Below are 24,896 nucleotides of genomic sequence, written 5' to 3' on the forward strand. Positions count from 1 at the left end.
CACCGCTCAGACCACCGTCACCGGGTGCCGCACGACCGCGTCGAACAGATAGCCCTGCGTGTTGTGCGGGGTCGTCGCGGGCTGCGTGCGCCCGGTGGCGTCGGTCGCCCGGGCCAGCAGTGCGGTGGCACCCGTGGCCCGCGGGGTCCACGGCACCGACCAGCGCACCCAGCTGCCCCGGCGCGGCGCGTCGTGCAGCCGGGCCCGCTGCCACCGGACACCGCCGTCGGTGCTGACCTCGACCCGCTCCACCGGCGCGGCCGCCGACCAGGAACGCCCGGTCAGCAGCCGCGTCCGGTGCACGGGCACGGACGCCCCCAGCTCCAGCTCGAAGGCGCTCTTGAGGGTCTGCCGGCTCAGCGGCGCCCCCTCCGGCGCGTAGGAGGGCCCGAACAGCCGGTACGTGTCGGTGTTCCACGGCGAGTACAGCGGCGCGTCGCTGACCTCGATGTCCCCGACCCACTTGATAGAGGAGATCCCGATCCAGTCCGGTACGACGAGGCGGACCGGGCCGCCGTGGTCGGGCGGCAGCGGCCGGCCGTTCATCTCGTAGGCGAGCAGTACGTCGTCCAGCGCCTTGGAGACCGGCAGCGGGCGCCGCACCCGCCCCAGGTTCACCCCGTTGGCGACCACTTCGTCGTCCAGCCCCCGCGGCAGCACGTCGACGGCCGCGCGCGCCACACCCGCCTGCCGCAGCACGTCCGACAGCCGCGCGCCGCGCCAGCGCGCGACGCCGATCGCGCCCAGGGTCCATGCGGTGCCGCTGACCTGCTGGCCCTGCTGCGTGGCGTAGAAGCTGCGGCCGTTGCCCGCGCACTCGATGAACACCGTCCGCTCGACCGCCCGCAGTGCGCGCAGCCGGTCGTACGAGAACTCCACCGGCCCGCCCGCCAGGCCGTTCCCCCACACGGTGAGCCTCCAGGCGTCCGCCTCGATGCGCGGGGTGGAGGTGTGGTTCCGTACGAAGAACCGGTCGACGGGGGTGAGCGGGCCGGTGCCGCGCAGGGCGGCGAAATTGGTCTCCGCGTTGGTACCCCGGATCGTGAACAGCTCCGGCGGCAGCGGCTTGACCGTACCGGGCACGGCCGCCGGGGCGGCGGCTGCGGCCGCGGCGCCGGCGGAACCCAGGCCCACCGCCCCGGCCGCGGCCCCCGCCGCGAAGAGCCTGAGCAGGTCGCGGCGGTCCATACCGGCGGAGCGGGCACGGCCGCGCGCCCACTGGCGCAGGCGTGCGCGGTCGTACCGGCTCTCGTCCGACAGGTCGAGGGGCATGCGGGGACACTCCTTGCTGGTCGCGGTTCCCGACGGACCGTAGGCCCGGGGGTGAGCCGCCGGAAGCTACCCGCCCCGATGGCCACGAACCCGCAACACGCCCGCAATGGCCGGGACCCGATTACCGCCGGCCGGCGGTGTTTCGGCAGGATGGGCAGCATGACCGAGATCCTCACCCCCCGCCTCATCCTGCGCCGCTGGACCGACGACGACCTCGTCCCCCTTTCCGAGATCAACGGGGACCCGGAGGTGATGCGCTGGATCGGCGACGGCTCGGTGCGCGACCTCGAGGAGACCGCCGAGGACATCGAGCGCTGGGAGGAGGAGTGGGACGAGGAGGGCTTCGGCCTGTTCGCCGTCGAGCTCCTCGGGTCGGGCGAGCTCATCGGCGTCGTCGGCCTCTCGGTGCCCGAGTACCTGCCCGAGGTGCTCCCGGCCGTCGAGATCAGCTGGCGCCTCGGCCGCCAGTACTGGGGCCAGGGCTACGCCTCCGAGGCCGCCCACGCCACCTTGGAGTACGCCCTCCAGGACCGGGGGCTGGACCGGGTCGTCGCGGTGAACCGGGTCGGCAACGAGGAGTCCGAGAACGTGATCCGCAAGCTGGGCATGGTCGCCGACCGCGACACCTCGCACCCCGAGTACGGCCACCTGCTGCGGATCCACACCATCGACCTCACCGAGTACGAGGCCTGAGGCCCGCGGCCGGCCCGGACAGCACTAGCCGGGGCCGCTCCCCGGCGCCTGGGCCGCGCGGCCCGCGCGGACCGCGTCGAGGGCCGCCGCGTGCAGGGCGGCCGGGTCGCCGCCGTGGGGCCGGGGGCTGCCGGTGAGCGTGTACCACTCGTCGGCGTCCTCGTACTGGACCTCGAACCTGGCCAGCCCCCCGTCCACCGCCGTGGTGCGCAGGGTGAGCGGGCCGGTGATGACGCCGACCTCGTCGGTCATCGCACCGCCCGGCCCGGCGGGCACCTCGTCCTGCCACCGCTGTCCGCCGGTCATGAGGCGCAGGTGTCCAGCATGGTCGCGAGCATCTTCTTCTCCGGTTCGGTGACGGTCAGCCCGTAGGCCGATTTGACGGTGGTCCAGGCACGCCCGTACTGGCACCAGGCGGACTTGTCCGGCGGCTGCCACAGATCGGGGCTCTGGTCGCCCTTCGACCGGTTCGAGGCGGCGGTCACCGCGAGCAGCTGGGGATGGGCGAGATCGTTCGCGAAGGCCTTGCGGCGGGCGGCGTCCCAGCCGGCCGCGCCGGAGCGCCAGCCCTCGGCGAGGGGCACCATGTGGTCGATGTCCATCTTGGCGGCGTCCGTGACGGCCACCCCGTCGTAGAGGCTCTTCCACGCGCCGGACACGGCCCGGCATTCGGCGTCCCGCTTCACGTCGGTGCCGTCCCGCTCGAGCACGACCTCGCGGGTGTCGCACTTGCTGCCCTGCTGCGCCCAGTGCGTGAACCTGTCCCGGCTGTACCCGGCCATCGTGCCGACCGGCGCCACCTTCAGCGCGGCCAGCTGCGTGCGGGCCACGGCCACGGTGACCATGCCGGGCAGTACGTCCCCGCCGGCGGGTTCGCCGCCCGGGGCGGGGGGCGCGCCGTGCGGGGCCGAAGCCCCGGGGGCGGGGCCCGCGGGCTTGTCCGCGCCGGGGGAGGCCGGACCGGCGCAGCCGGCCAGGGTGAGCAGCAGGGAAGCCGCCAGCACCGCGCCGGGCACCCGTATCTGACGAACCATGGACCCCACCCCCAACCGACTTCGCGTCAACGTCCCCTGAACACTACCCAGAACCGGACAAAGAACCGACCACCCACCCTCCGGCGGGCGTTGTCAGTGGCGCTCGCTAGTCTCCCGGCATACCGCAGCTCAGGGGGGTTCCCACCCTCCTGTCCGGGCTGCGCGGACCGGGCCGGGACAGGCGGAGGGACACGGGCTGATGGCATGGGTGGCAGCGGGCGAGGGGTACGAGATCGCCCTCGTGGAAGGGCGGGTGGCGGCGCGGTCCGTCACGGGCCGGTCCGCGGGGCGGCAGTTGAAGACCCTGCCCAAAACGCTGAAGGACCATCCCGAGGTGGACCGGCTGCGCCGGCTCGCCGAATGGCTCGACCGGCACGAGGCGGCCTGCGTCGCCCAGGTCGACACCTGGATGGTGTCCTCGCTGCCCGTGCCGACCGCGCTGCTCGCCCGGGTCTGGCCGGACGAGGCCTGGCAGAGCGCCCTGCGCGACCTGGCCGTCGTCGGCGACGACCCGGACGAGGTGGGCTTCCTGCGGGACGCCACCGAGTCCGGTGAGCTCAAGGTGGTCAACCTCGACGGCGAGACGGTCCGGCTGTCGCCGCGCACGGTGCTGCTGCCCCACCCCGTGCTGCTGCCCGACCTGGACGACGTACGGGACTTCGCGGCCGAACTGGGCATCGTGCAGCGGGTCGAGCAGATCCACCGCGCCACCTGGCAGAAGCCGGCCGGCCTCGCCGCCACCGCCACCGAGGTGAAGGACTACGCGGGCGGGGTCTTCCCCACCCGGTTCAGCCTCGCCGCGCGGGCGACGGGCCTCGGCTACCGGGTCTCCGGCGGCTACGCCACCTGCAAGGTCCGCGACACCGGCCGGGCCACGGAGGCCGCGGTGTGGATCGGCGAGCCCTACTACGACGAGGAAACCAGCACCGGCGCGCTGACCTGGCACGACGGGGAGGGCCGGACCGTGCGCCCGGCCGAGGTCGGACCGGTGGCCTGGTCCGAGGGCATGCGGATGGCCGCGGCACTGTACGCCGGGCGCAAGATCGAGGAGGGCGGGGACGCGTGAGCACCACGGACAACACCAACACCAGCACCACCACTGACACCGGGAAGGACGGCGCGCCCGTGAGCGAGGCCGAACTGCTGCTCAGGGCCGGCGCGGTGCTGCCGCTCGGCACCCCGGACGCGGGCCGCACCGCCGTGGACCTGACCGCGCGCTCCTACCGCCACCCCGCCCTCGGCGACGACCGCGTCGTCGTCCGGCTGGCCGCCGCCGAGCTCGGCGCGGCCGAAGACCTCGCCGCCGGGTTCCTGGGCCTGGTACCGGAGCAGGCCGAACCGCCCGTCGTCGGCCTCGGCCACCGCCAGGCACTCGGCTTCCCCGAATGGGTCCTCGTCCACCACCCCGAGGACGGCCACCACGCCCTCGCCGTCGTGCCCGAACTCGACCGCATCAGCCGTCAGGCCAAGACGAAGCCCAAAGCCGCCCTCGACGCCTGCAACGAACTGGCCGGCCGGCTCGCCGCCTCCGTGCCGCACTTCCTGCCCGTCTTCCACGAGCAGGCCGCCCGCACCTTCCTGGCGGTCGAGAACACCACCTATGCCGCCCAGCTGTTCGGCCGCGCCCGCACCGCCGAGGCCCAGCACGGCCTCAGCGTCGACGAGGACCGGCTCGACGCCGTCTTCCTCGAATTCGCCCTGGCCGGCGCCCTCCCCGTGAAGGTCCTCACCGGCTACGGCAAGGACCTCGCCCTCCGGGTCAGCCCCGCCGAGGCCTACCGGCGCTTCCGCCGCCTGTGCGTGCGCCGCACCGCCGGAGGGCTGCCGCCCTCCGCGCAGGCCGCCACCGAACTGCGCCGCCTCGCCCGCGCCGCGGGCCTGGCCGGCACCGAACCCGAGCAGGACTACCTCGCCGAACTGCTGCCCCTGCCCGCCACCCTGCGCGCCCCGCTCGGCTGGTGGAAGGCCCACCGGTCCGCCCTCGTCGAGCTGGCCCGGCGGGTGCCCTCCGTACGCGGCACGCTCCTCGGGCTGACCCCGCCCGGCGGCGGCGACAGCGTCGAGCTCACCGGCCTGTGGCTGGACGTCCTGGAGGCATCCGGCGCCACCGCCGGGCTGGAATCCGAGGACGTCCCCGCCGACCAGCGCTGCGCCGACGGCACCGCCGGCTGGCTGGAGCGCTTCCACGCCGCCCGCCACGCGGGCTGGGGCCGGCGCACCACACCGGCCGTGCTCCTCGACCTCGTCGAGCGCTGCGCGCCGCAGCTGCGCGCCGAACTCGCCCGGCCCGGCCGCGAAGCGGGCCTGCGCGTCGGCGTCCAGGACGCCGACTTCCTCGACCTGCTGCTCACCCTCGGCGTGCCCGTCGCCGACCCCGACACCAAGGAGCGCAGGCACCACCACGACCGGCTGAACCTGGCCGACTGGGCCGCCTCCGACCAGCGCCGCGACCTGCTCGCCCTCGCCGCGGACGAGCGGTTCCACCCCGCCTTCCACCGCGCGCTGAACAGCCTCGGCGAAAGCGGGGACGACATCATCCGGTGCGTCGCCGCCGCGCCCGGCGGCCGCCCGCTGCTGACCGAGTGGGTACGCGGCGTCGCCCGCGCCTCCACCGCCGCCGGGCTGCCCGGAGTCCCCGACGCCATCCAGCGCCTGACCTGGCTGCCCGTCGAAGCCCTCGAACTCGCCCCCGAGGAGGTGGCCGAAGCGGCCGCCGCCGACCTCGCCGAAACCCTCGCCCGCACCCTGCGCGGCGGACTCTTCGAGGAACTCGCCTGGCCCTCCTGGGAAAGCGCCGTGGCCGAACTGGCCACCAAGGACCGGCGCGGCCTGACCGTCGTCGAAGCCTGGCCCCACCTCATCGTCGCCAACTCCACGCAGGCCCGGGTCATCGACGCCGACTCCACCGTCCTCACCCACGACCTGCGGATCCCCCACGGCAACCACTACAGCCACGGATTCCACTACGTCGACGGCGAACTGCTGGTCTTCTGGAACTCCTGGAACACCAACGAGACCCAGGGCTACTGGCACACCTCGCCCGGCACCGTCCTCACCCTCGACACCGACCGCCGGCACTGGCAGCTGCGCTCCGAACACCTCAGCCTGCCCCTCCCGGACGGCGGCCGCGCCACCGGCGGCGGCATCCTGCACCGCGGCGACACCCGACTGCCCGACGAGCGGCCGATGCTGTCCGACGGCACCTCGTACTGGGTATGGCAGCACCGCGACCAGGCCGACGAGCGGGGCTGGCGCGAGTACGACCCCGCCACCGGCGACCTCGGCCGGTTCTCCCTGCCCGCGTTCCTCACCGACACCGCCCCCGGAGAGCGGCCGCCACACGCCGGGTCCTCCTGCCGGCTGCGGCCCGCACCCACCGTCCCGGACTCGGCGCTCGGCGCACCCGCCGACGGCCTGCTCGGCTGGCGCGCCGTCCGAGTCCCCGGCCACGGCTGGCGCGGAACCGACACCGGCGGGCGCACCGTCACCGCCCCCGAAGGCGCCAACATGCCGCTCGCGGCGCTCGCCTTCCCGGGCGACGACCGGCCGCGCGCCCTGTCGGCCCACTACCGCGAGCTGCGCATCAGCGACCCCGACGGGGTGGTCACCGCCGCCTCGCGCGACGACGAGCGGCGGGTCCCCTTCGCCACCGGCAGCGTCGACCTCCCCCCGCTCTCCCACTGGTACGCCCTGCGCCCCCGCGACCCCGAGGGCTCGGCCGCGCTGCGCACCGCCGACCGGGAAACCGTCGCCGCGCTGCTCAAGGCCGCCGCCGCGGCGGAGAAGGCCGACGACCTGCCCGCGCTGGTGAACACGGCCCTCCCGCAGGTCACCGCACCCGCGCTGACCGGCGGCATCATCGAGGTCCTGCGCTTCACCCTCGTCCAGCAGAAGGCCCTCGACAGGGTCGCCGCCCGCCTCGGCCAGGGCGCCGAAGCCGCCGAGACCGGCCCCCAGGGCCCCACCGACCAGCTGATCGACCAGGCGCTGAGCGGACTCACGGGCACCGGCTACTACCACCGGGGCGCCGACTCCGACGCCGCCCACCGCTTCCTGCGCGAACTCGCGGCGGCCCGGGCCGACACGGGGGCGGCCGCGGTACCCGGCAGGCTGCACTTCGACGTGCCCGCACTGCCCTACTCCGCGCTGCCGTGGACCCCGCTGCTCGACCAGCCCGCCGCCGTCGCCTACCGCGCCGTCGCCGCCGGGACCACCGACGAGGAGCGCGCCGCCCTCGTCAGCCTGCTCCGCGAGATCGACGCGGCGGGCCTGGCCTCCGCCGAGGGATCCGCGGACCACTGGCGCCGCGTCCTCGTCCACCTCGACCAGCGCCACCTGCGCAACCCCGACGGATCCGAGCGCAGCGTGCACCTGCGCGCCGTGCTCCCGCTCGGCGGCGGAGCCGTCCTCGCGACGACCGAGCACACCGCATCCGTCCCCGACGGCCACGAGTTCGGCGCCCTGCTCCACGACCCCGCCGGCCGCTTCACCGTCCCCGGGCCCTACACCCTGCGCGGCGACGCCCCGCTGGGCGACCCCGAGCGCGGCCCCGACTGGCTGGCCCGCTTCCTCGCCGAAGCCGCCGCCCGGGGTCCCGCGCCCTTCCGCCCCGAAGCCGCGGAGGAGTTCGCCCGGCTCACCGGGGCCCCCACGGCCCTGGCCCGGCTCGTCATCGCCGGCCTGCCCTCCGTCGAGAGCTGGGCCGCCAACTTCCTCACCCCCGAACTGCGCACCCTGCTCGGCGTCAAGGCCACCGAGGCCGCCCACGCCCGGGACGAGCTCAAGAGCCTCGACGTCGTGGTGCGGCGGGCCGTCGTCGCCGCGCTGCTGCCCGCCGACCCGGCCCTGCTGTGGACCGAGGGCCCCGACGCGGCCGCCGCCGCCGAGGTGTGGAACCGCCGCGTCGGCCGCCGCACGCCGGTACCCGACTGGCTGCTCACCGAGGGCGCGCGGGTCCTGCGCACCGGCTGGGCCGTGCCCCGCGCCCTGTCCGCGCTCCTCGACCCCTCCGCCTCGCCGGAGCTCTCGGCCGACGTGGCGTGGACGGTGAAGGGAGACCACGTGGAGCCCCGCGAGCCGACCACCCGCCCCTTCACCTCGGCGGTCCTGACCGCCGCGCTGGGCGCGATGGCCTGGCTCGCCCACCGGCTGCCCGCGGGCGACCCCGTACGAGCCGCCCTGCCGCCCGCGCTGACGGCCGTACGGCAGCGGCTCGCCGCCCCCGAACTGCTGATCGAGATCGGGCACTACGCCGACCTCACCGACTTCCGGAAGGCGGCGGGCACACCCACCGAGACCGGCGAGGGCTTCGAGCGCTACGGCGCGGTGATCATGGCCACGCACGACTACCGGCCGCGGCCCGCGCTGCGCCCGGCGCTGCTGGACTCCACCGGCTCCGACCCGTACCTGGCGGTCCTGCGCGGCGAGGACCAGCGGCCCTCCGCGATCGAGACGGCCCTGCGCGCCGCCGTCGACCCGCGCTTCGCCGCCCTCCTCGCCGACCCGGGCGCCCCGGCGGCGGGCGCCGTCGACCAGGACGGCACCTGGTGGCCGCAGGACCCCGGCCGCTCGGTCCCCGAACTGGTGGCGGAGGCCGCCGCAGAACACGGACTCGGCACCGACGCGGCCGCGCTCTACCTGATGCTGCTCGCCATGCCCGACCCCACCGACCGCAACACCGCACGCTGGACCGGCTGGAAGCCGGCCCGCCTCAAGGCCGCCCGCGCCGAAATGGCCGCCACCGACCTGGTGGTGTCGGCCGGCCGGAGCCGGGCCGGGCGCTCGCTGTTCCTGCCGGGCGGCTGGGCGGACATGGCCTCGCCGGTGCTGCCCGTGGAGCAGTGGAAGCTCCCGATGTACGGGCACCGGCTGCTGGGCCCGCTGGTACCCGCCGAACCGGCCGCCGACCTCTACCGCAAGGCCTGGCAGCGGGTCCGCGAGGGCGACTCCCCGCGCTTCGAGGAGCTCAAGGTGAAGCGCACGCGCGGCCGCGCCCGCAAGGCCTGACCGCGGCTGCCCGCCGGCCCGGTACCCGGCACCGCGTCGATCCCGGCGCGGGCGCACCCTTCGCCTCCGGCCCTGCACCTCGTCTCCGGCCCCCGCGCCCTCCTCGCGTTCGCCCCAGGCGGGCGCGGGAGCCGGGGCGGGGGAGCGGGGGCGGTCTGCGCCCCGCCCCGCCCGGTTGCTCCCCCACCCTTACGCCACCCGTTCCGCACACCTCGTTCCGCACACCTCGTTCCGCACCAGGAGTACTCCGATGACGCTCACCGACCAGGCCGCCGGCGCGGCCGCCCCCGCCCGGCAGGTCCAGCCCGCCGAAGAGCGGTACGCCGCCGAACTCGCCTTCCTGGCCGCCCAGGACCCGGGTCCCCGTCCGCCCGGCTGGGCGCTGACCCCGCGCAGCGTCGTCACCTTCGTCTGCGGCAGCGACGGAGCCGAACTCGCCCTGCCCCAGGGCGGTGCCAAGCGCGTCATCGCCCCCAAGTTCGTCGGCGAACGCGCCCTCGTGGAGCGCTGTGTGGTCACCCTCGCCGGAGAGCGCGGCCTGCTGCTCACCGGCGAGCCCGGCACGGCCAAGTCCATGCTCAGCGAACTGCTCGCCGCGGCCGTCTGCGGCACGAGCTCCCTCACCGTCCAGGGCACGGCCGGCACCACCGAGGACGCCTTCCGGTACGGCTGGAACTACGCGCTGCTGCTCGCCCAGGGGCCGAGCGCGGGAGCCCTGGTCGACTCGCCGGTGCTCTCCGCCATGCGGACGGGGCGGGTGGTCCGCGTCGAGGAGATCACCCGCTGCCTGCCCGAGGTCCAGGACGCGCTGGTGTCGATCCTGTCCGACCGGCGGGTCACCGTGCCCGAACTGACCGCCACCGAGGACGCGGTGGTCTGCGCCGCCCCCGGCTTCACCGTCATCGCCACCGCCAACCTGCGCGACCGGGGCGTCTCCGAGATGTCCGCGGCCCTCAAGCGGCGCTTCAACTTCGAGACCGTCGCGCCGATCGCCGACGCGGACGCCGAAGCCACCCTGATCCGCCGCCAGGCGGTGGCCGCCGTCCAGCGGGCCGGGGCCGCCTTCGGGGTCGACGACGCCGTGCTCGACGCGCTCGTCACCGTCTTCCGCGACCTGCGCTCGGGACGCTCCGCCGAGGGCTGGGACGTGGAGCGCCCTGGTACGGTCATGTCCACCGCGGAAGCCGTGCAGGTGGCGGCCTCGCTGGGGGTCGCGGCCGCGTACCTGCCGGGCGGGGACGTCCTGGACCTGCTGCCCGGGCACCTGCTGGGCGTCGTACGCAAGGACGACCCGGCCGACCACGGCCGCCTGCTCGGCTACTGGGACGGCCCGGTCCGCCGCCGGGCCGAGGACGGCTCGGCGATGTGGCGCCGCCTGTGGGACCTGCGCGGGAGCCTGCGATGACCCCGCCCGAGACCTCGGCCGCCCCGCACGACACCGTCGAGCCCCCGGCCGGCCGGGGCGCGCCAGACGGGGCGTCCGCCGGCCCGCGTATGCACGACGGGACGTCGGCGGATTCGCGTACGGCTGTCGGGTTCCCGGCGGGCCCGGGTGTGCCCGATGGGGCGTCCGCCGGCCCGCGGGCGCGCGTCGAGGCGGGTGCCGGCCCGGGTATGTACGACGGGACGTCGGCGGATTCGCGTACGGCTGTCGGGTTCCCGGCGGGCCCGGGTGCGCCCGACAAGGCGTCCGCCGGCCGCCCGCGTTCGCGCGTGGAGACGGATGCCGGCCCGGGTGCGTACGAGGAGACGTCCGTGGATTCGCGTACGGCTGTCGCCTCTCCTGCGGGCCCGGGTGCGCCCGATGGGGCGTCCGCCGGCCCGCGTACCGGCGTCGAGGCGTCGGCCTGCCCGGGTGCGACCGGCAGGGTGCCTGCCGGTCCGGGTCAGGGCGCCGGGGCGTCGGGTGACCCGCGGGCCGCCGTCGAGGTGCTGGCCGCCTCCCGCGTGCCGTATCTGCTCGGGGTGCGCCACCACAGTCCCGCGCTCGCGGCGCTGGTTCCCGACCTGCTGGACGCCTCCGGCGCGGACGTGGTCTGCGTCGAGCTCCCGGCGGACTTCCAGCCGTGGCTCGACCACCTGGCCGACCCGGAGACCGTCGCCCCCGTCGCCCTGGCGGGCACGGGCCGGGACGGGCGCCTGGCCTTCTACCCCTTCGCCGACTTCTCCCCGGAACTGGCCGCGATCCGCTGGGCCGCCGCGCGCGGGGCGACCGTCCTGTGCTGCGATCTCCCCTTGTCCGCCGACGCCTGGGCCCCGGCCCCCGCGCCCCCGGATCGGGGACCGGACACGGACCGGGCCGCGGGACCGGCCGCCGCGGCGCCGCCGGACGGGGAGGCCCCCGGCCAGGGCCCGGCGCCCGCCCGGGGCCGTACCTTCGCCGACGCCCTCACCGCAGCCGGAACCGGCCGGGACGGCGAGGACATGTGGGACCGCGCCGTCGAGGTGCTCGCCCCGGGCTGCTCCCCGGAAGCCGTGCGGCGGGCCGCACTCGGTGTCGGCTGGGCGCTGCGCGCGGACGCCGCCGCCGTCCCGGCGACGGACCTGGCCCGCGAGTCCCACATGCGCGGGGTGATCGCGGGCGCCCTCGCCGAAGGCCACCGCGTGGCCGCCGTGATCGGCGCCTTCCACGCACCGGCCCTCCTGGGCGGGACGGCCGCGGCCGCTTCCGCCGCCACGGCCGCCGCCGATGCGGCCACGGCCCCCGCGCGGGCGGGGCGGGCACCCGGCCGCGGGGGCCGGGCAGGCGCCGGAGCCCGCGGCGAGGAGCAGGCCGTCACCTCGCTCGTCCCGTACTCCTTCGATCTGCTCGACTCCCGTTCCGGTTACCCCGCCGGGATCCGGGACCCGCTCTGGCAGCAGGCCGTCCTGGAGGCCGGCGGCGAACCCCGCTCGGTCCGGGAGGCGGCCTCCGTCGCCGTCACCGGGGTCTGCCGGGAACTGCGCCGGGCCGGGCACACCGCCGGAACCGGCGAGGCCGCCGAGACCCTGCGGCTCGCCTGCGACCTGGCCGTCCTGCGCGGGCTCCCCGCACCCGGCCGGGGCGAACTCCTCGAAGCCGTCACCACCGTCCTCGGGCAGGGCGAACCGCTCGGCCGCGGCCGGGCGCTGGCCCGCGCCCTCGAAGCGGTGCTCGTCGGCACCGCGCGCGGCCGGATCACCCCGCACGCCCCCCGCTCCGGCCTCGGCCCCTCCGTGGAGGCCGAACTGACGGAGCTGCGGCTGCCCGGCCCGGAGGACCCCGCCCCGCGCGAGGTCCGCCTCGACCCGCTGCGCTCCGCCCTCGACGGCCGCCGCGAGATCCTCCTCCAGCGGCTCCAGGCCTGCGGAGCCTCCTACGGCGAGCCCCTCGACGTCGCCACCACCGGCGACGGCACCGCCCTCGGCACCAAGTGGCGGCTGTCCTGGACGCCTTCGGTCCCCGCCCGCCTCGATCTCGCCGGGGTCCGCGGCGTCACCGCCGCCCAGGCCGCCGCCGGCACCCTCCGCGACACCGCCCGCCGCGCCGCCGCCGACGGCGGGCCGACCCCGGCGCAGATCCTCGCCGGGCTGGCCGCCGCCGCGCGCTGCGATCTGCCCGAGCTGGTCGACGTACGCCTGCACGAGGCGGCCGCCGTCCTGCCGCAGACCGCGACCCTGCCCGAACTCCTCGACGCCCTCGACCTCCTGGAGGCCCTCCACCGCGGCCATCTCCCCGGCACCGGCGCCGGGTCCCGCGCCACCGCCGCCGCGCTGACCGGCGAACTGCTCGAGGCGGCCGTCCGCTCCCTGCCCGGCCTCGCCGGCAGCGAGGACACCGCCGACGCCGCGGCCCTGGTGGCCCTCGCCGACCGCGCCGCGGCCCGGCACCTCGGGCTGCGCACCGACGAGGCCCTCGCCGACCTGGCCGCCGCCGCCTCCCCGCTGATCCAGGGTGCCGCGCTGGCCGTACGGGTCCTCCTCGACCTCGATCCGGCCGCCCGGCTCGGCCAGCGCGCCGCCGGCTGGATCGACGGTGCGACCGCCCCCGACGGGCGCCGCGCCCTGACCCGCCGGCTCGGCGGAGTCCTCACCGCCGCCGGGCCGCTCCTGCAGTCCTCGCCGGCCGCGCTCACCCCGCTCCTCGACCGGGTCGAGCACCTCGGCGACCAGGAGTTCCTCGACCGCCTCCCCGCGCTGCGCGGCGGCTTCGACGTCCTGTCGCCCGCCGCCCGCGACCGGCTGCTGGACACCGTCGGCGAGCGGCTCGGCGACCGGGTCGACCTCGCGCTCGACGCGCCGCCCGCGCTGCTGGCCCTCTGGGCCGCCGCCGACGCCGCCGGACTCGCCGCGCTCGGGGAACTCCCGCCGGCCGGCGCGGCCGTACCGGCCCGGGAACGGCCCCACGCCCCGGCCGTGCAGCCGGAGACCGCCGGGGCCGCGCCGCCGGAGACCGCCGGGGCCGCGCGACCGGCCGCCGCGACCGGGCTGCGCCTCGCCCCCGCCGACCGCTGGCGGCTGCTGCTGGGCCGCGAGCGCGACCGGCTCCCCGCCGGGGCCCGCCGCTACGCCCACGCCCTCGACGAGCTCTACGGCGCCGGCCGCGGCGAGGGCTCCGCCGACCTCGACGGGGGCCGGGGAGGAGCGGGCGGCCAGGGCGGCGGCCAGGGAGCCTCCTTCCCCACCGCCCGGGAGTGGTCGCGGGAACTGGAGGCGCTGTTCGGCGCCGAGGTACGGGAGGAGGTGCTGGGCGGAGCGGCCGAAGCGGGCCGCACCGACGTGCTCGCCGAGCTCGACCCGGCGTCCGTACGGCCCTCCGTGGAACTGCTGAGCTCCGTCCTGTCCCTCGCCGGCGGGATGCCCGAGGCCCAACTCGCCCGGCTGCGGCCGCTGGTCAGGCGGCTGGTCGACGAACTCGCCAAGGAGCTGGCCACCCGGCTGCGCCCGGCCCTCTCCGGCCTCGCCACCCCGCGCCCCACCCGGCGCCCCGGCGGCAGACTGGACCTGGCCCGGACCCTGCGCGCCAACCTCGCGCACACCCGGCGGCGGCCCGACGGCAGCGTGGTCGTGGTCCCGGAACGGCCCGTGTTCAGCACCCGGGCCAGTCGCGAGAGCGACTGGCGGCTGATCCTGGTCGTCGACGTGTCCGGCTCGATGGAGGCCTCCGTCATCTGGTCGGCGCTGACGGCGGCCGTGCTGGGCGGCGTACCGACCCTGTCCACCCACTTCCTCGCCTTCTCCACCCAGGTCCTGGACCTCACCGACCGGGTCGAGGACCCGCTGTCGCTGCTGCTGGAGGTCCGGGTCGGCGGCGGTACGCACATCGCCGCCGGACTCGCGCACGCCCGCACGCTGATGACCGTGCCGAGCCGCACCCTCGTCGTCGTGGTCAGCGACTTCGAGGAGGGCGCCCCGATCGGCGGGCTGCTCGGCGAGGTCCGGGCGCTGGCAGCCTCCGGCGCCCACCTGCTCGGCTGCGCCGCGCTCGACGACACGGGCACGCCCCGGTACTCGGTCCCGGTGGCCCGGCAACTCGTCGCCGCCGGGATGCCGGTGGCCGCCCTCAGCCCGCTCGCCCTCGCCCGCTGGGTGGGCGACCGACTCCGTGGAGAAGCCCGTTGACCACCGCACTGCCGCCCGTCGCCCCCGAGGTGCTCGCCGAAGCCGTCGAGCAGCTCAGCGCACGGCTGCTCAAGAAGCTGGACGCCGCCACCGCGAGCTGCGGTGCGCTCGCCTCGGGCGGGGCGGACGGGGAGGTCGTCCTCGCCTTCGGGGAGGACGCCGTCGTCACCCTGCGGCCCGGCCCGGACGGGGCCGTCACCGAGCCCGGACAGGCCGTCTGCACCTGCCTGCTGGCCCCCCGCTGCCTCCACCGCGCCGCCGCCCTGGGGGCCGCCCCCCTGGCGGACCCGGCGCCGTACGAGGCTCCGGCCGCGGCCTCGCCCCAGGAGGCCCAGGCCGGAGCCCCGGCCCCTGCCCCTGACGCGGGCCGTCCCCACCCCCCGGCCCCGCCGGCGGGCCCGGAGCCGGCCCATGCCCAGATCCCGATGACGGGCCCCGACACGGCCGACACCCGCCCCTCGCCCCCCGGCGCGGCCACCGGCCGGGCCCCGGCTACCGGCCCGGCCTCGGCCACCGGCCCGGCTATTGGCCCGGTCTCGGCCACCGGCTCGGCCCCGGCTACCGGATCGGCTACTGGCCCGGTCTCGGCCACCGGCTCGGCCCCGGCTACCGGATCGGCTACTGGCTCGGCCCCGGCTACTGGCCCGGCCTCGGCCACCGGCCCGGCTACTGGCCCGGCCTCGGCCACCGGCCCGGCTACTGGCCCGGTCTCGGCCGCCGGCTCGGCCCCGGCTACCGGCCCGGCCTCGGTCACCGGCTCGGCCCCGGCTACCGGCCCGGCCCCGGCTACCGGCCTGGCCTCGGCCACCGGCCCGGCCTCGGCCACCGGCCCGGCTATTGGCCCGGTCTCGGCTACCGGCTCGGCCCCGGCCACCGGCCCGGCCTCGGCCACCGGCCCGGCTACTGGCCCGGTCTCGGTCGTCGGCCCGGTCCCGGTCCCGGTACCGGACGGGGCACCGCCCGCGTCCCAACCCGTCCAGTGGTCCCAGCCGTCCCAGCCCGCCCAGCCCGCCCAGTCGGCCCAGCCTGCCGCCCCCTCCCAGCCGCCCCCATCCCAGGCCACGCTCACGGCGGCCCAGTGCCGGGCCGCGGCCGGGCTCTGGAGGGCCGCCGCGGATGCCCTCGCAGCCGGGGTCACCGCCGGAGGAGCCGTGGTCCAGGCCGAGTTGCTGCGCGCCGCGCACACCGCCCGACTGGCCGGGCTGCCACGCGCCGAGGCGGCCGCGCTGCGCGTCGTACGAGGGCTGCGCGCCGCCCGCGGGCAGCAGTCCGGGCAGCGGCTCGGTGCGCTCACCGAGGCGTTCCGCGAACTGCTGCGCACCGCCGCACTGCTGGCCGCCGGCCGAGCCGATCCCGCCCTGGCGGGCACCGCCCGCCGGGCCTACGCGCCCGGCGGCAGCCTCCAGGTGTACGGCCTGTGCCGGGAACCGGTGTTGTCGGCCACCGGCTACGGGGGTGTGGTCACCCACCTGCTGGCCCCGGACGGCGCCGCGTACTCGCTCTCCGACGTGCGCCCCGGCGGACTCGCCCGCGCCCGCGGCGCGGGATCGGCCTCCGTCGCCCTCGGCGGAGCCGTCCTCGACCACGCCGGGCTGGCCCGCGGCGGCCTGCGCATCGTCGGCGCGACCGTCTCCCCGGAAGGCCGGCTCGGCGCCGGGCGCGGGGTCAAGGCGACCCCGCTGCGCGGCATCCCGTGGACCGAGGGGGCCGCCGCCGCCCTCTTCGCCCGCCCCGCGGCCGAGGCGGTCGCCGACCGCCCCGCGGACCCGGACGGCGCCGAACCCGCCCTGCTCGGCTGCGAGGTCGCGGTCGTCGGCGCGGCCGGGGAACACCTCCTGGTACGCGAGCTGCGGCCGGGCGCGCCCCTGCTGCGGCTGCGGCCCGCCCACCCCCACCCCGAGCTGGCGCACACGGCGAACCTGCGCCGCCTCGGCTCGTACCCCGGTCTGCACCTGCGCGTCCTGGGACGCCCCGACCTCGACCGGGCCGCCACCCTGAGCCCCCTGGCCGTCGGCCCGGTGCCGGGCGCGGAGTACACCCTGCGGCTGCCCGAGGAGTGGCTGGGCCGGGCGGACCTCGGCTACGACCGCCTCCAGGGCGTCCACTTCCCGCCCCGGGCCACCGCCGACCCCGACCCCGCTCCCGAGCCCGCTCCCGCCGGCCCGGACCCGCTGGCCGACTCCCCGCTGTGGCGGGTACGCCGCCTCCTGGAGACCGGGGTGGCGGGCGGCCGCCGAGCCGTGGCCGAGGCGGCGCGCGGCGCCGAGCCCCTCGCCGCGTACGGCCCGCTGCGGCGCGCCGGGCTCACCGGCGCGGCCGACCTGGCCGCGGCCCTGGCCGCCGAGGCCGACCGGCGCCCCCGCGACGCCTTCGGCCGCCTGGCGGATCCGTCGGCAGAGGGCTACGCCCACGCCTGGCTGTCCGCGGCCACCCACCTGGCAGCGGCCGAACGCTCCCTGGTCTCCGCCTCCTGGGCGGCCGCCCCGCCCTCCTGATCCGCACACCGCGCCGGCGCGTCCGCCCGCCGGAGGGCCGGCGTCAGGGGCGGGTGGCGGGCCGGGTCCCGTGGGTGTCCCACAGGGTGCAGTGGTGTGCGGTGCGGGTGTCGGCCGGGTGGGTTCCGGACGGGCCCGGGGCCAGGGACAGGGCACGGGGGCGGCGGGGGTCGAAGCGCGGCCACGGCGGGGATCCCGGTGAACGGGGGTCGCCGGTGCGGGCGAAGGCTGTCCAGTAGTCGATCATCCGGTCCGCCAGGGCCCGCTGCGGGGGCGTCAGGGGCGCCAGCTCGAAGAGGTACGGCAGCTCGAAGCCGTGCGAGGCGCCGTACGGCAGCCCCGGCGCCTGCGGCAGGCCGGTGAAGTTGGGCGCCCCGCGGTCGGAGAACCGGTAGGCGTACGTCGGCACGTGCCGGGCCAGCGCACCGCTGTCCCGCAGCGTCGGGCAGGTGAACGAGGCGTCGGACAGCAGGGTTGCCCAGGCCACCGCCGGCGTCGGATGGGCCGCGAGCGGATAGGCCGCCCCGACGGCCCGGGCCGCCCGGGCCCCGAACGACCGCTCCAGGCGGGCCCGGTAGGCGGCCCCGTCGGGCATCGGGTACACCGCCAGGGTCGCCCCGAGGAAGATGCGCATCTCGTCCCGCGTGCTGCCCTGCATCACCGGCACCCGGTGGAACCGCCCGGCCTCCAGAGCCCGTCGGGGCTCCACGGGCAGCAGGGAGCCCCCGTAGGGGACCTTGGAGAAGGTCTGCATCAGCTCGGGGGTCGCGAGCTCGCGCGCGTCCAGCCGGCGCAGGCAGTCCAGCACCCGGTCGGGCCCCTCGCAGCCGAGCCGGGCCGCCGCCCGGGCCCCGTCCGAGACCGCGGCCCGCTCCGGCACGAAGGGCTCGTACGCACCGAGCGTCGGCAGCAGCGACCACGGCGGCATCGCCGTCGAGCACGAGCCGCTCTGCACGACCGCCCGCTGGAAGAGCCCGGCCGAGGCGGGCGAGGCGAGGTGCGCGCACACGCTGAGGGCGCCCGCCGACTCGCCGAACACCGTGACGTTGCCCGGGTCGCCGCCGAACCGGTCCGCGTTCGCCCGCACCCAGCGCAGCGCCGCCCGCTGGTCGGCGAGGGCGAAGCCGGGAGCCCCGCCGAGTTCGGGATGGCCGAACAGGCCGAAGACGCCCAGCCGGTAGTTGACGGTCACGACCGCCACATCGCCCCGCACGGCGAGCCGCTCGGGCCGGTACAGGTCCCCCGCGCCGTTGACGAAGCCGCCGCCGTGGAACCAGACCATGACGGCCCGCCCCGCCGTGCCCCGGGCGGGGGCGGCCGAGGGCACCGTGACGTTCAGGTACAGGCAGTCCTCGGAGCCGCTCGGCCCGCCGGGACCGATCGCGGGCAGCTGCACACAGCGCGGGCCGGGGGCACCCGCGTCGCGGACCCCCTCCCACCGGGGCGCCGGCTCCGGAAGCCGCCAGCGCAGCGCGCCGGTCGGGGAAGCCGCGAACGGGATGCCCTCGAAGGAGCGGTGCGTCCCGTGGTCCAGGCCGCGCACCCGCCCCCGATCGGTGTCCACGACGGGCCGCCCCACGAACGGCCGCTCCACGACGGGCCGCTCCACGAACGGCCGCTCCACGAACGGCCGCTCCACGAACGGCCGCTCCACGACGGGCCGCTCCATGAACGGCCGCCCCACGACGGGCCGCTCGGCAAGGGGCCGCTCCACGACGGGCCGTTCGACCGCCGGCCCCGCAGGGCCCGGCGCGGCGGCCGCCGGCAGCAGTACGGCCGGGAGCACGAGCGCCAGCGGCCGTGCCCACCGGCGCCACGACATCCGCACACAGGGCACGCGTCACGCCTTTCCGCAGGGCCGGGGCCGGAGCACCCGGCGCCCCCCGTTTGCCCGCCCCGAATGGCGCAGTGGGCGGATCTGGTCGTCAATGTAACAAAGCGTGCGCTTCCCATGACGCACGATGACCGGCGCGCGATGTGTAGACCCGCGTGTCGGCGAACGGAGCTTTCCATGAATGACCCCATCACCCTCGCGGCGACGGACCGAGAAGACCGCCACGAGACCCCCGACACCACCCCTCCGGACGCTGCGGGCCCCGAGCCCGTGCGCACCCTGCTGGACACGGCGGCCACCTGCCGCCCCCTGGAGGAGGTCACCGCCCTGGTGAGCCTCCTCAAGGACAGCGGCCAGCAGCCCAACCGCGGACACGAGGCGCTGCGCACGGCCGCCGTGACCCGCCCCGTGCACGAGGTGCGGCAGATGGTCGCCCTCCTCGGCGAGCCCCAGCACGAGGTCGACGCGGCGGACATCACGCTGCGCGCCGCCGCCGTCGGACGCCCGATCGAGGACGTGGCCCTGCTGGTGACGATCCTCGGCACGGACGACCCGGCCCAGTCCGCCACGCGGCCCGAGGCGCTCGACGAGCCCGGGGCGGACCGGGCCGAACCTCCGGGGCCGCCCGACCCCGCGCCGTACGAGGAGGAGCCGTACGAGCCGCCGTACAGGGAGCTGTACGACGCCCCGTACGAGAAGCCGCGCCGGCGCGCCGAGCCGGCCCCCGAGCCGCCCCGCTCCCAGCCCGCCCGCTCCGGACCGCCGGTGCTGCGCCACATGCTGCGCTGGCCGGTGGCGATCGCCCTGCTGGTCACCGGAGTGCCGCACCTGCCCACGGACCTGGCGGCCCTGTCGTCGGCGGCTCCCCTGGACTTCCTTCCGCTCCTCGTCACGGTGCTGTGCATCGGCTTCGGGGCGCTGCTGGCGGTGCGGGACACCACGCCGGTGTGGCGGGCCGCGGCGGTGACGGCCCTCGGCGTGGTCGCACTGCACGTGTTCGGTGGTGCGGCGGCCGTCGACCCCCTGGCCGGGGCGGTGGGCGGTTCCGTCGCCTGGGCGGGCAGCGTCGTCATGCTCAGCGCGGCGGCCGGCGCCGTCCTCGCGGGAGTGGCACTGCGCGACCCGCGGGAGAACGCGGCCTGACCCGGCGGTGACCGAGCGGCACCCCGTGCGCACGCCGCACGGGGTGCCGCTGCACGTCGGGAGGCGCACGCCGGATACCGCCCGCCGGGAGGCCACGCCCGGGTGGTGCCGGGTCGGGCCAGGCCCGTCACGCCAGGAGGTTCACCGCCCGGGTGAACACGCGCGGGAGCCGGGCCGCCAGCGGGACGATCCGCCGGGCGAGCGGGGGCCGGTGGCGCGCCCAGAGCAGGGACTCGGTGAGCGTGCGGTAGCCGCGCGAGAGCTCCCGCCAGGCCTGTTCGTACGCCTGGGGCCGCCCCGCCCGTACGCAGCGCACCAGTTCGCCCGCCGCCGTCAGGGCCAGGGTCAGCCCCTCCCCGGTCAGCGCGTCCACGTACCCGGCCGCGTCCCCGACGAACAGCACGCGCCCCGCCACCCGTACCCGCGCCCCTTGGCGCAGCGGCCCGGCGCCGCGCACCCGCGCCCTGGGGGACTCGGGCAGCCGCGCCGCCAGCAGCGGGAACCGGGCGAGCTGGACGTCGAACGGGGCCTGCTCCGTGGTGAGTACGGCCACGCCGACGCGGTCGGGGCCCAGCGGCGTCACGTACGCCTCGCAGCGTGCCGCCCAGTGCACCTCGACGAGGTCGCTCCACGGTTCGACGGTGTAGTGGCGGCGCAGCCCGTACCGTGCGGGCCTGCCGGGCGCGGGCGGCGCGGACAGGCCCAGTGCGCGCCGGACGGGGGAGTGCAGGCCGTCGGCGGCGACGAGGTAGCGGGCCGTGAGCCCCGCCGCCTGGACGCTGTCGCCGGCCTGGCCGACCGATTCCACGCGGTCGCGGACCACCCGGACGCCCAGCTCGGCGGCGCGCCGCGCCAGCGCGGCCTGGAGCACGGTCCGGCGGACGCCGAGACCGGGACCGGAGTGGAACAGCCCGTCCGCGTGCCGCCCGCTGAGGCCGTCCACGTAGCGGATGCCGCGGAACGGCTGCCCGGACACGTCGACGCCCAGTTCCCGCAGCCGGGCGACCGCGCCCGGCATCAGGCCCTCGCCGCAGGCCTTGTCCACGGGGGTGGGCCGCGGTTCGACGACCACGACCTCCAGGCCCGCCACCGCGCCGTGGATGGCCGTGGCGAGGCCCGCCGGGCCGCCGCCGGCGACCAGCAGGTCGATCACGAGGGGGAGCCGGCGGTCGGTACGGAGGCGGGGGCGCGCAGACGTCCGCCATCGGTCAGCGCGGCGTCCTCGCAGCCGATGCGTACGCGCAGGAGCAGCAGGTTGAGCGCGGTGAACCCGAGTGCGGTCAGCCAGGCGGAGTGCACGAGAGGCAGCGCGACGCCCTCCACCACCACCGCCACGTAGTTGGGGTGGCGCATCCACCGGTACGGCCCGGCCGCCACCAGCGGCAGTCCGGGTACGACCAGCACCCGGGTGTTCCAGCGCGGTCCGAGGGTCGCGATGCACCACCAGCGCAGGGCCTGCGCGCCGAGGGCCAGGGCGAGTGCCGTCCAGCCGAGCGCGGGCAGGAACGGACGTCCGGCGGCCCACGGTTCCACCACGCAGCCCACCAGCAGCGCGGTGTGCAGGGCGACCATCACGGGGTAGTGGCCGCGGCCGTACTCGCGGCCGCCGCGGGCCAGGCTCCACGCCGCGTGGCGGCGGGCCGTGGCCAGTTCGGCGAGCCGCTCGGCCGCGACGAGGCCGATGAGCAGCAGGTACCAGGTCATGGACGGAGTGAGGGCCATGGAGTCACCAGCCAGGGGGAGTCGGGCGGCCACCGCAGTGGTCACCAGCGGAGCAGGACGAGTTCGGAGGCGAAGCCCGGTCCGAAGGCCAGCATCAGGCCGAACGATCCGGGCGGCGGCGGCCCCGCGCTCTGGATGCCGCCCAGGATGTGCAGGACCGAGGCCGAGGAGAGGTTGCCGACGGCGGCCAGCGAGCGGTGGCTCGCCGCGAACGCCGAGGCGGGCAGGGCCAGTGCCTCGCCCAGCGCGTCGAGGATCTTCGGGCCGCCCGGATGGCAGATCCAGGCGTCGACGTCCGAGGGCTTGAGGTCGTGCGCGGCGAGGAAGGTCTCCACCTCCTCGGCCACGTGCAGCCTGACCAGGTCGGGCAGTTCGCGGCCGAGGACCATGCGCATCCCCCAGTGGCCGATGTCCCAGCCGAGCAGGTGCTCGGTGCCGGGGTAGAGGCGGCTGCGCGCGGCCACCACCGAGGGTCCGGCCCCGGTGGCGTGCAGGGGGTGCTCGTCGCCCACCGCGACGAGCGCGCCCGCCCCGTCTCCGAACAGGGCCCCGGCCACCAGGTTCGCCATCGAGGTGTCCTGGCACTGCAGGGTGAGGGAGCACAGTTCGGTGGACAGCAGCACGGCCGCGTGGCCGGGCCGGCCCGCCAGGTGGTCGTGCAGGTGGCCCACACCCGCGGCGCCCGCCGCGCAGCCGAGGCCGAAGAGCGGCACCCGCCGTACGTCGGGGCGCAGTCCGGCGCTCGCGGCGAGGCGGGCCTCCAGCGAGGGCGTCGCGAGCCCGGTCACGGTGGTCGACATGACGAGGTCGATCTCCGCCGCCGCCAGCCCGGCTTCGGCGAGGGCGAGCGCGAGGGCCCGGCCGCCGAGTTCGAGGGCCGCCTCCAGGAACAGGGCGTTGGTGGTGCCGAAGTCGTTCGACGGCCCGTACCGCTCCAACGGGAGGGCGAGGTGGCGGCTGTGGACGCGCACCGAGGCGTGCACCCTGTGCAGCAGGGCGGTGTCGGAGCCCGGCGGCAGGAAGCGGGCGAGCGCGGCCGTGATCTCGGCCTGCTGATGGAGGTGGGGCGGGAACACGCTGCTCACTGCCAGGACACGCGTCATTCGCTCACCATAGAAAACAACTGACACATCATTATGAATCAGGCGAACCGGGCGCGGCGCGGCATAGCGTGTCGCCGTGCCCGCACGAACCACGGCAGCCGGACCTGCCACCGCCCCCACGACCGCCACCGCCGCCGCCGCGGCCGTACGACGCCTGCGCGGCGGCCCGGCCGCGGGGCTGCTGGCGGCCTGCCATCCGCTGCCGGCGGCAGCCGTCACCCTCTTCGCCGCGGCGCTCGCGACCGCAGCGGGGCACGATCTCGCGGGCGGGGCCGCCGCGGCGGCCGCGGTGGCCGCCGGGCAGCTCTCGGTCGGCTGGAGCAACGACCGGGCCGACCTGCGGCGCGACCGGGCCGTGGGGCGCCGGGACAAACCGCTGGTCGCCGGTACGGTGCGACCCGCCGCCGTGACCGCCGCGGCGGCCCTGGCCCTCCTGCTCTGCGTCCCCCTCTCGCTGGCCGGCGGGCTGCTCGCCGGGACCGTGCACCTCGTCGGGGTGGCGGCCGCCTGGGGGTACAACCTGTGGCTGAAGCGCACGGCCGCGTCCTGGCTCCCGTACGCCCTGGCCTTCGGCCTGCTGCCCGCGTTCATCACCCTCGGCCTGCCCGGCGCGCCCTGGCCGCCACCCTGGCTCACGGCGGCGGCGGCCCTGCTGGGAGCGGGCGCGCACTTCGCCAACGTGCTGCCGGACATCGCCGACGACCTGGCCACCGGTGTAGCGGGCCTGCCCCAGCGGCTCGGCGCCCGGTACTCGGCCGCGCTCGCCGCGCTCCTCGTCCTCGGCTCGGCCGCGGCCCTGGTGGCGGGGCCGCCCGGGCGGGTGACGGCGTACGGCTGGGGCCTGCTGGCGGGGACGGCGGCCGGGCTGCTCCTCGCGGCCCGGCGCCCGGCCGGCCGGCTCCCCTTCCTGGCCGTGCTGGCCGTGGCCGGAGCCGATGTCCTGCTGCTGGTGGTGCAGCTCAGGCCGGCCTAGTACGGGTCCGGGTCCATTCCAGGAGCTGCTCGGCCGGCCAGGTGTTGATCACGTGCTCGGCGGGGACCCCGCATTCCGCGGCCCGTTCGCAGCCGAGCATCTGCCAGTCCAGCTGGCCGGGGGCGTGGGCGTCGGTGTCGATCGCGAAGGAGGTCCCGGCGGCCACGGCGAGGCGCAGCAGCTCCCGGGGCGGGTCCAGCCGCTCGGGCCGGCTGTTGATCTCCACGGCTGTGCCGGACTCGGCGCAGGCCGCGAAGACGGCCTCGGCGTCGAACCGGGAGGGGGGCCGGGTCCGGCCGGTCACGAGCCGCCCCGTGCAGTGGCCCAGTACGTCCATCAGGGGATTGGCCACGGCCGCCAGCAGCCGCCGGGTCATGGCGGGCGCCTCCATCCGCAGCTTGGAGTGGACGGAGCCGACGACGAGGTCGAGCGCGTCGAGGAGCTCCGGCTCCTGGTCCAGCGAACCGTCGTCGAGGATGTCGCACTCGATGCCGGTCAGCAGCCTGAACGGCGCCCAGGCCTCGTTGAGCTCCGCCACCACCCGCAGCTGCTCGCGCAGCCGCTCCGGGGAGAGCCCCCGGGCGACCGTGAGCCGCGGCGAATGGTCGGTGAGCACGGCGTACTCGTGCCCCAGCGAAGCCGCCGCCCGGCCCATCGCCTCGATCGGGCTGCCGCCGTCGGACCAGTCCGAGTGCACGTGGCAGTCCCCGCGCAGCGCCTCCCGCAGCGCGGTGGCGGCGGGCGTGGCCGGCGGGCCCTGGGGGAGCGCGGCGACCTCGTCCTCCAGCTTCCGCAGGTAGGCCGGGACCGTCCCGGCGAGCGCCTCCCGCACCACCTGGGCGGTCTTGGGGCCGATGCCCTTGACCGCTTCGAGGGAGCCGGCGGCCACGCGCTCGGCCGTCTCCTGCTCGCCCAGGTGCTGGACGGCGGCCGCGGCCGTGCGGAAGGCCCGTACCCGGTAGGTGGGCTCCTGGGCGCGCTCCAGCAGGAACGCGATCCGGTCCAGCGCCGCCACCGGGTCCATCGGCGTACCTCCTGCCT

The 24,896-nt window shown here is 77.2% G+C and carries 16 protein-coding genes; 8 read left to right on the top strand and 8 right to left on the bottom strand.

The window, feature by feature from the left end; translation table 11 throughout:
• Nucleotides 1–6 precede the first annotated feature (6 nt).
• Nucleotides 7–1,272 (bottom strand): sulfite oxidase, encoded by a 1,266-nt coding sequence (locus AB0D66_RS14440; protein WP_362301822.1) that lies wholly within the window; start codon nucleotides 1,270–1,272, stop codon nucleotides 7–9.
• A gap of 159 nt (nucleotides 1,273–1,431) precedes the next feature.
• Between AB0D66_RS14440 and AB0D66_RS14445 the strand changes: the two genes are divergently transcribed.
• Nucleotides 1,432–1,965 (top strand): GNAT family N-acetyltransferase, encoded by a 534-nt coding sequence (locus tag AB0D66_RS14445; protein WP_362301825.1) that lies wholly within the window; start codon nucleotides 1,432–1,434, stop codon nucleotides 1,963–1,965.
• Between the two features lie 24 nt (nucleotides 1,966–1,989).
• On the opposite strand, the gene AB0D66_RS14450 is transcribed toward AB0D66_RS14445, so the two are convergent.
• Both AB0D66_RS14450 and AB0D66_RS14455 read right to left on the bottom strand, forming a co-directional pair.
• Nucleotides 1,990–2,271 (bottom strand): hypothetical protein, encoded by a 282-nt coding sequence (locus AB0D66_RS14450; RefSeq protein WP_362301828.1) that lies wholly within the window; start codon nucleotides 2,269–2,271, stop codon nucleotides 1,990–1,992.
• Nucleotides 2,268–2,999, bottom strand: coding sequence for a DUF1524 domain-containing protein (locus AB0D66_RS14455; protein ID WP_362301831.1), 732 nt, complete (start codon nucleotides 2,997–2,999; stop codon nucleotides 2,268–2,270). The genes AB0D66_RS14450 and AB0D66_RS14455 overlap by 4 nt, the downstream gene beginning before the upstream one ends.
• 199 nt (nucleotides 3,000–3,198) lie before the next feature.
• Here AB0D66_RS14455 and AB0D66_RS14460 point away from each other — a divergent pair, with 199 nt between their 5' ends.
• The 5 genes from AB0D66_RS14460 (at nucleotide 3,199) to AB0D66_RS14480 (ending at nucleotide 17,080) form a co-directional block, all read left to right on the top strand.
• Nucleotides 3,199–4,065: a DUF4132 domain-containing protein gene (locus tag AB0D66_RS14460; protein ID WP_362301834.1), complete on the top strand. Its 867-nt coding sequence runs from the start codon at nucleotides 3,199–3,201 to the stop codon at nucleotides 4,063–4,065.
• Nucleotides 4,066–4,124: 59 nt separating this feature from the next.
• Nucleotides 4,125–9,005, top strand: a complete 4,881-nt coding sequence (locus AB0D66_RS14465; protein WP_362302008.1) for a DNA-binding protein — start codon at nucleotides 4,125–4,127, stop codon at nucleotides 9,003–9,005.
• A gap of 250 nt (nucleotides 9,006–9,255) precedes the next feature.
• The gene (locus AB0D66_RS14470; RefSeq protein ID WP_362301837.1) at nucleotides 9,256–10,410 is read left to right on the top strand and encodes an AAA family ATPase; all 1,155 of its coding nucleotides are present in this window, start codon (nucleotides 9,256–9,258) and stop codon (nucleotides 10,408–10,410) included.
• Between the two features lie 464 nt (nucleotides 10,411–10,874).
• The gene (locus AB0D66_RS14475) at nucleotides 10,875–14,585 is read left to right on the top strand and encodes a DUF5682 family protein (RefSeq protein WP_362301840.1); all 3,711 of its coding nucleotides are present in this window, start codon (nucleotides 10,875–10,877) and stop codon (nucleotides 14,583–14,585) included.
• A complete protein-coding gene (locus AB0D66_RS14480; RefSeq protein WP_362301842.1) occupies nucleotides 14,582–17,080 on the top strand; it encodes a hypothetical protein in 2,499 nt (832 codons plus the stop codon). The genes AB0D66_RS14475 and AB0D66_RS14480 overlap by 4 nt, the downstream gene beginning before the upstream one ends.
• 43 nt (nucleotides 17,081–17,123) lie before the next feature.
• Here the strand turns inward: AB0D66_RS14480 and AB0D66_RS14485 are convergent, their stop codons facing one another.
• Complete coding sequence (locus AB0D66_RS14485) at nucleotides 17,124–18,902, bottom strand: carboxylesterase family protein (protein ID WP_362301845.1); 1,779 nt, start codon at nucleotides 18,900–18,902, stop codon at nucleotides 17,124–17,126.
• 189 nt (nucleotides 18,903–19,091) lie between these two features.
• Here AB0D66_RS14485 and AB0D66_RS14490 point away from each other — a divergent pair, with 189 nt between their 5' ends.
• Nucleotides 19,092–20,057 carry a hypothetical protein gene (locus AB0D66_RS14490; protein ID WP_362301848.1) on the top strand — a complete coding sequence of 322 codons (966 nt, stop codon included), beginning with the start codon at nucleotides 19,092–19,094 and terminating at the stop codon, nucleotides 20,055–20,057.
• Between the two features lie 127 nt (nucleotides 20,058–20,184).
• Here the strand turns inward: AB0D66_RS14490 and AB0D66_RS14495 are convergent, their stop codons facing one another.
• The 3 genes from AB0D66_RS14495 to AB0D66_RS14505 are packed head-to-tail and all read right to left on the bottom strand — an operon-like array spanning nucleotide 20,185 to nucleotide 22,882.
• On the bottom strand, nucleotides 20,185–21,210 hold the full coding sequence (locus tag AB0D66_RS14495; protein WP_362301851.1) for an NAD(P)/FAD-dependent oxidoreductase: 1,026 nt from the start codon (nucleotides 21,208–21,210) through the stop codon (nucleotides 20,185–20,187).
• The gene (locus AB0D66_RS14500; RefSeq protein ID WP_362302011.1) at nucleotides 21,207–21,761 is read right to left on the bottom strand and encodes an isoprenylcysteine carboxyl methyltransferase family protein; all 555 of its coding nucleotides are present in this window, start codon (nucleotides 21,759–21,761) and stop codon (nucleotides 21,207–21,209) included. The genes AB0D66_RS14495 and AB0D66_RS14500 overlap by 4 nt, the downstream gene beginning before the upstream one ends.
• A gap of 59 nt (nucleotides 21,762–21,820) precedes the next feature.
• On the bottom strand, nucleotides 21,821–22,882 hold the full coding sequence (locus tag AB0D66_RS14505; RefSeq protein WP_362301852.1) for a 3-oxoacyl-[acyl-carrier-protein] synthase III C-terminal domain-containing protein: 1,062 nt from the start codon (nucleotides 22,880–22,882) through the stop codon (nucleotides 21,821–21,823).
• A 76-nt stretch (nucleotides 22,883–22,958) separates the two neighbouring features.
• Between AB0D66_RS14505 and AB0D66_RS14510 the strand changes: the two genes are divergently transcribed.
• Nucleotides 22,959–23,855: a UbiA family prenyltransferase gene (locus AB0D66_RS14510; RefSeq protein WP_362301855.1), complete on the top strand. Its 897-nt coding sequence runs from the start codon at nucleotides 22,959–22,961 to the stop codon at nucleotides 23,853–23,855.
• Here the strand turns inward: AB0D66_RS14510 and AB0D66_RS14515 are convergent.
• Nucleotides 23,842–24,879 carry a PHP domain-containing protein gene (locus AB0D66_RS14515; RefSeq protein WP_362301858.1) on the bottom strand — a complete coding sequence of 346 codons (1,038 nt, stop codon included), beginning with the start codon at nucleotides 24,877–24,879 and terminating at the stop codon, nucleotides 23,842–23,844. The genes AB0D66_RS14510 and AB0D66_RS14515 overlap by 14 nt on opposite strands.
• Between the last annotated feature and the right edge of the window lie 17 nt (nucleotides 24,880–24,896).

The sequence above is a fragment of the Streptomyces sp. NPDC048270 genome (assembly GCF_040652335.1).
Taxonomy (GTDB): Bacteria; Actinomycetota; Actinomycetes; order Streptomycetales; family Streptomycetaceae; genus Streptomyces.

Coding starts and splice junctions, on each gene's coding strand:
- AB0D66_RS14515 (WP_362301858.1), bottom strand. CDS start 24,879: ATGGACCCGGTGGCGGCGCTGGACCGGATCGCGTTCCTGCTGGAGCGC.
- AB0D66_RS14490 (WP_362301848.1), top strand. CDS start 19,092: ATGAATGACCCCATCACCCTCGCGGCGACGGACCGAGAAGACCGCCAC.
- AB0D66_RS14505 (WP_362301852.1), bottom strand. CDS start 22,882: ATGACGCGTGTCCTGGCAGTGAGCAGCGTGTTCCCGCCCCACCTCCAT.
- AB0D66_RS14500 (WP_362302011.1), bottom strand. CDS start 21,761: ATGACCTGGTACCTGCTGCTCATCGGCCTCGTCGCGGCCGAGCGGCTC.
- AB0D66_RS14460 (WP_362301834.1), top strand. CDS start 3,199: ATGGCATGGGTGGCAGCGGGCGAGGGGTACGAGATCGCCCTCGTGGAA.
- AB0D66_RS14440 (WP_362301822.1), bottom strand. CDS start 1,272: ATGCCCCTCGACCTGTCGGACGAGAGCCGGTACGACCGCGCACGCCTG.
- AB0D66_RS14470 (WP_362301837.1), top strand. CDS start 9,256: ATGACGCTCACCGACCAGGCCGCCGGCGCGGCCGCCCCCGCCCGGCAG.
- AB0D66_RS14450 (WP_362301828.1), bottom strand. CDS start 2,271: ATGACCGGCGGACAGCGGTGGCAGGACGAGGTGCCCGCCGGGCCGGGC.
- AB0D66_RS14445 (WP_362301825.1), top strand. CDS start 1,432: ATGACCGAGATCCTCACCCCCCGCCTCATCCTGCGCCGCTGGACCGAC.
- AB0D66_RS14485 (WP_362301845.1), bottom strand. CDS start 18,902: ATGTCGTGGCGCCGGTGGGCACGGCCGCTGGCGCTCGTGCTCCCGGCC.
- AB0D66_RS14455 (WP_362301831.1), bottom strand. CDS start 2,999: ATGGTTCGTCAGATACGGGTGCCCGGCGCGGTGCTGGCGGCTTCCCTG.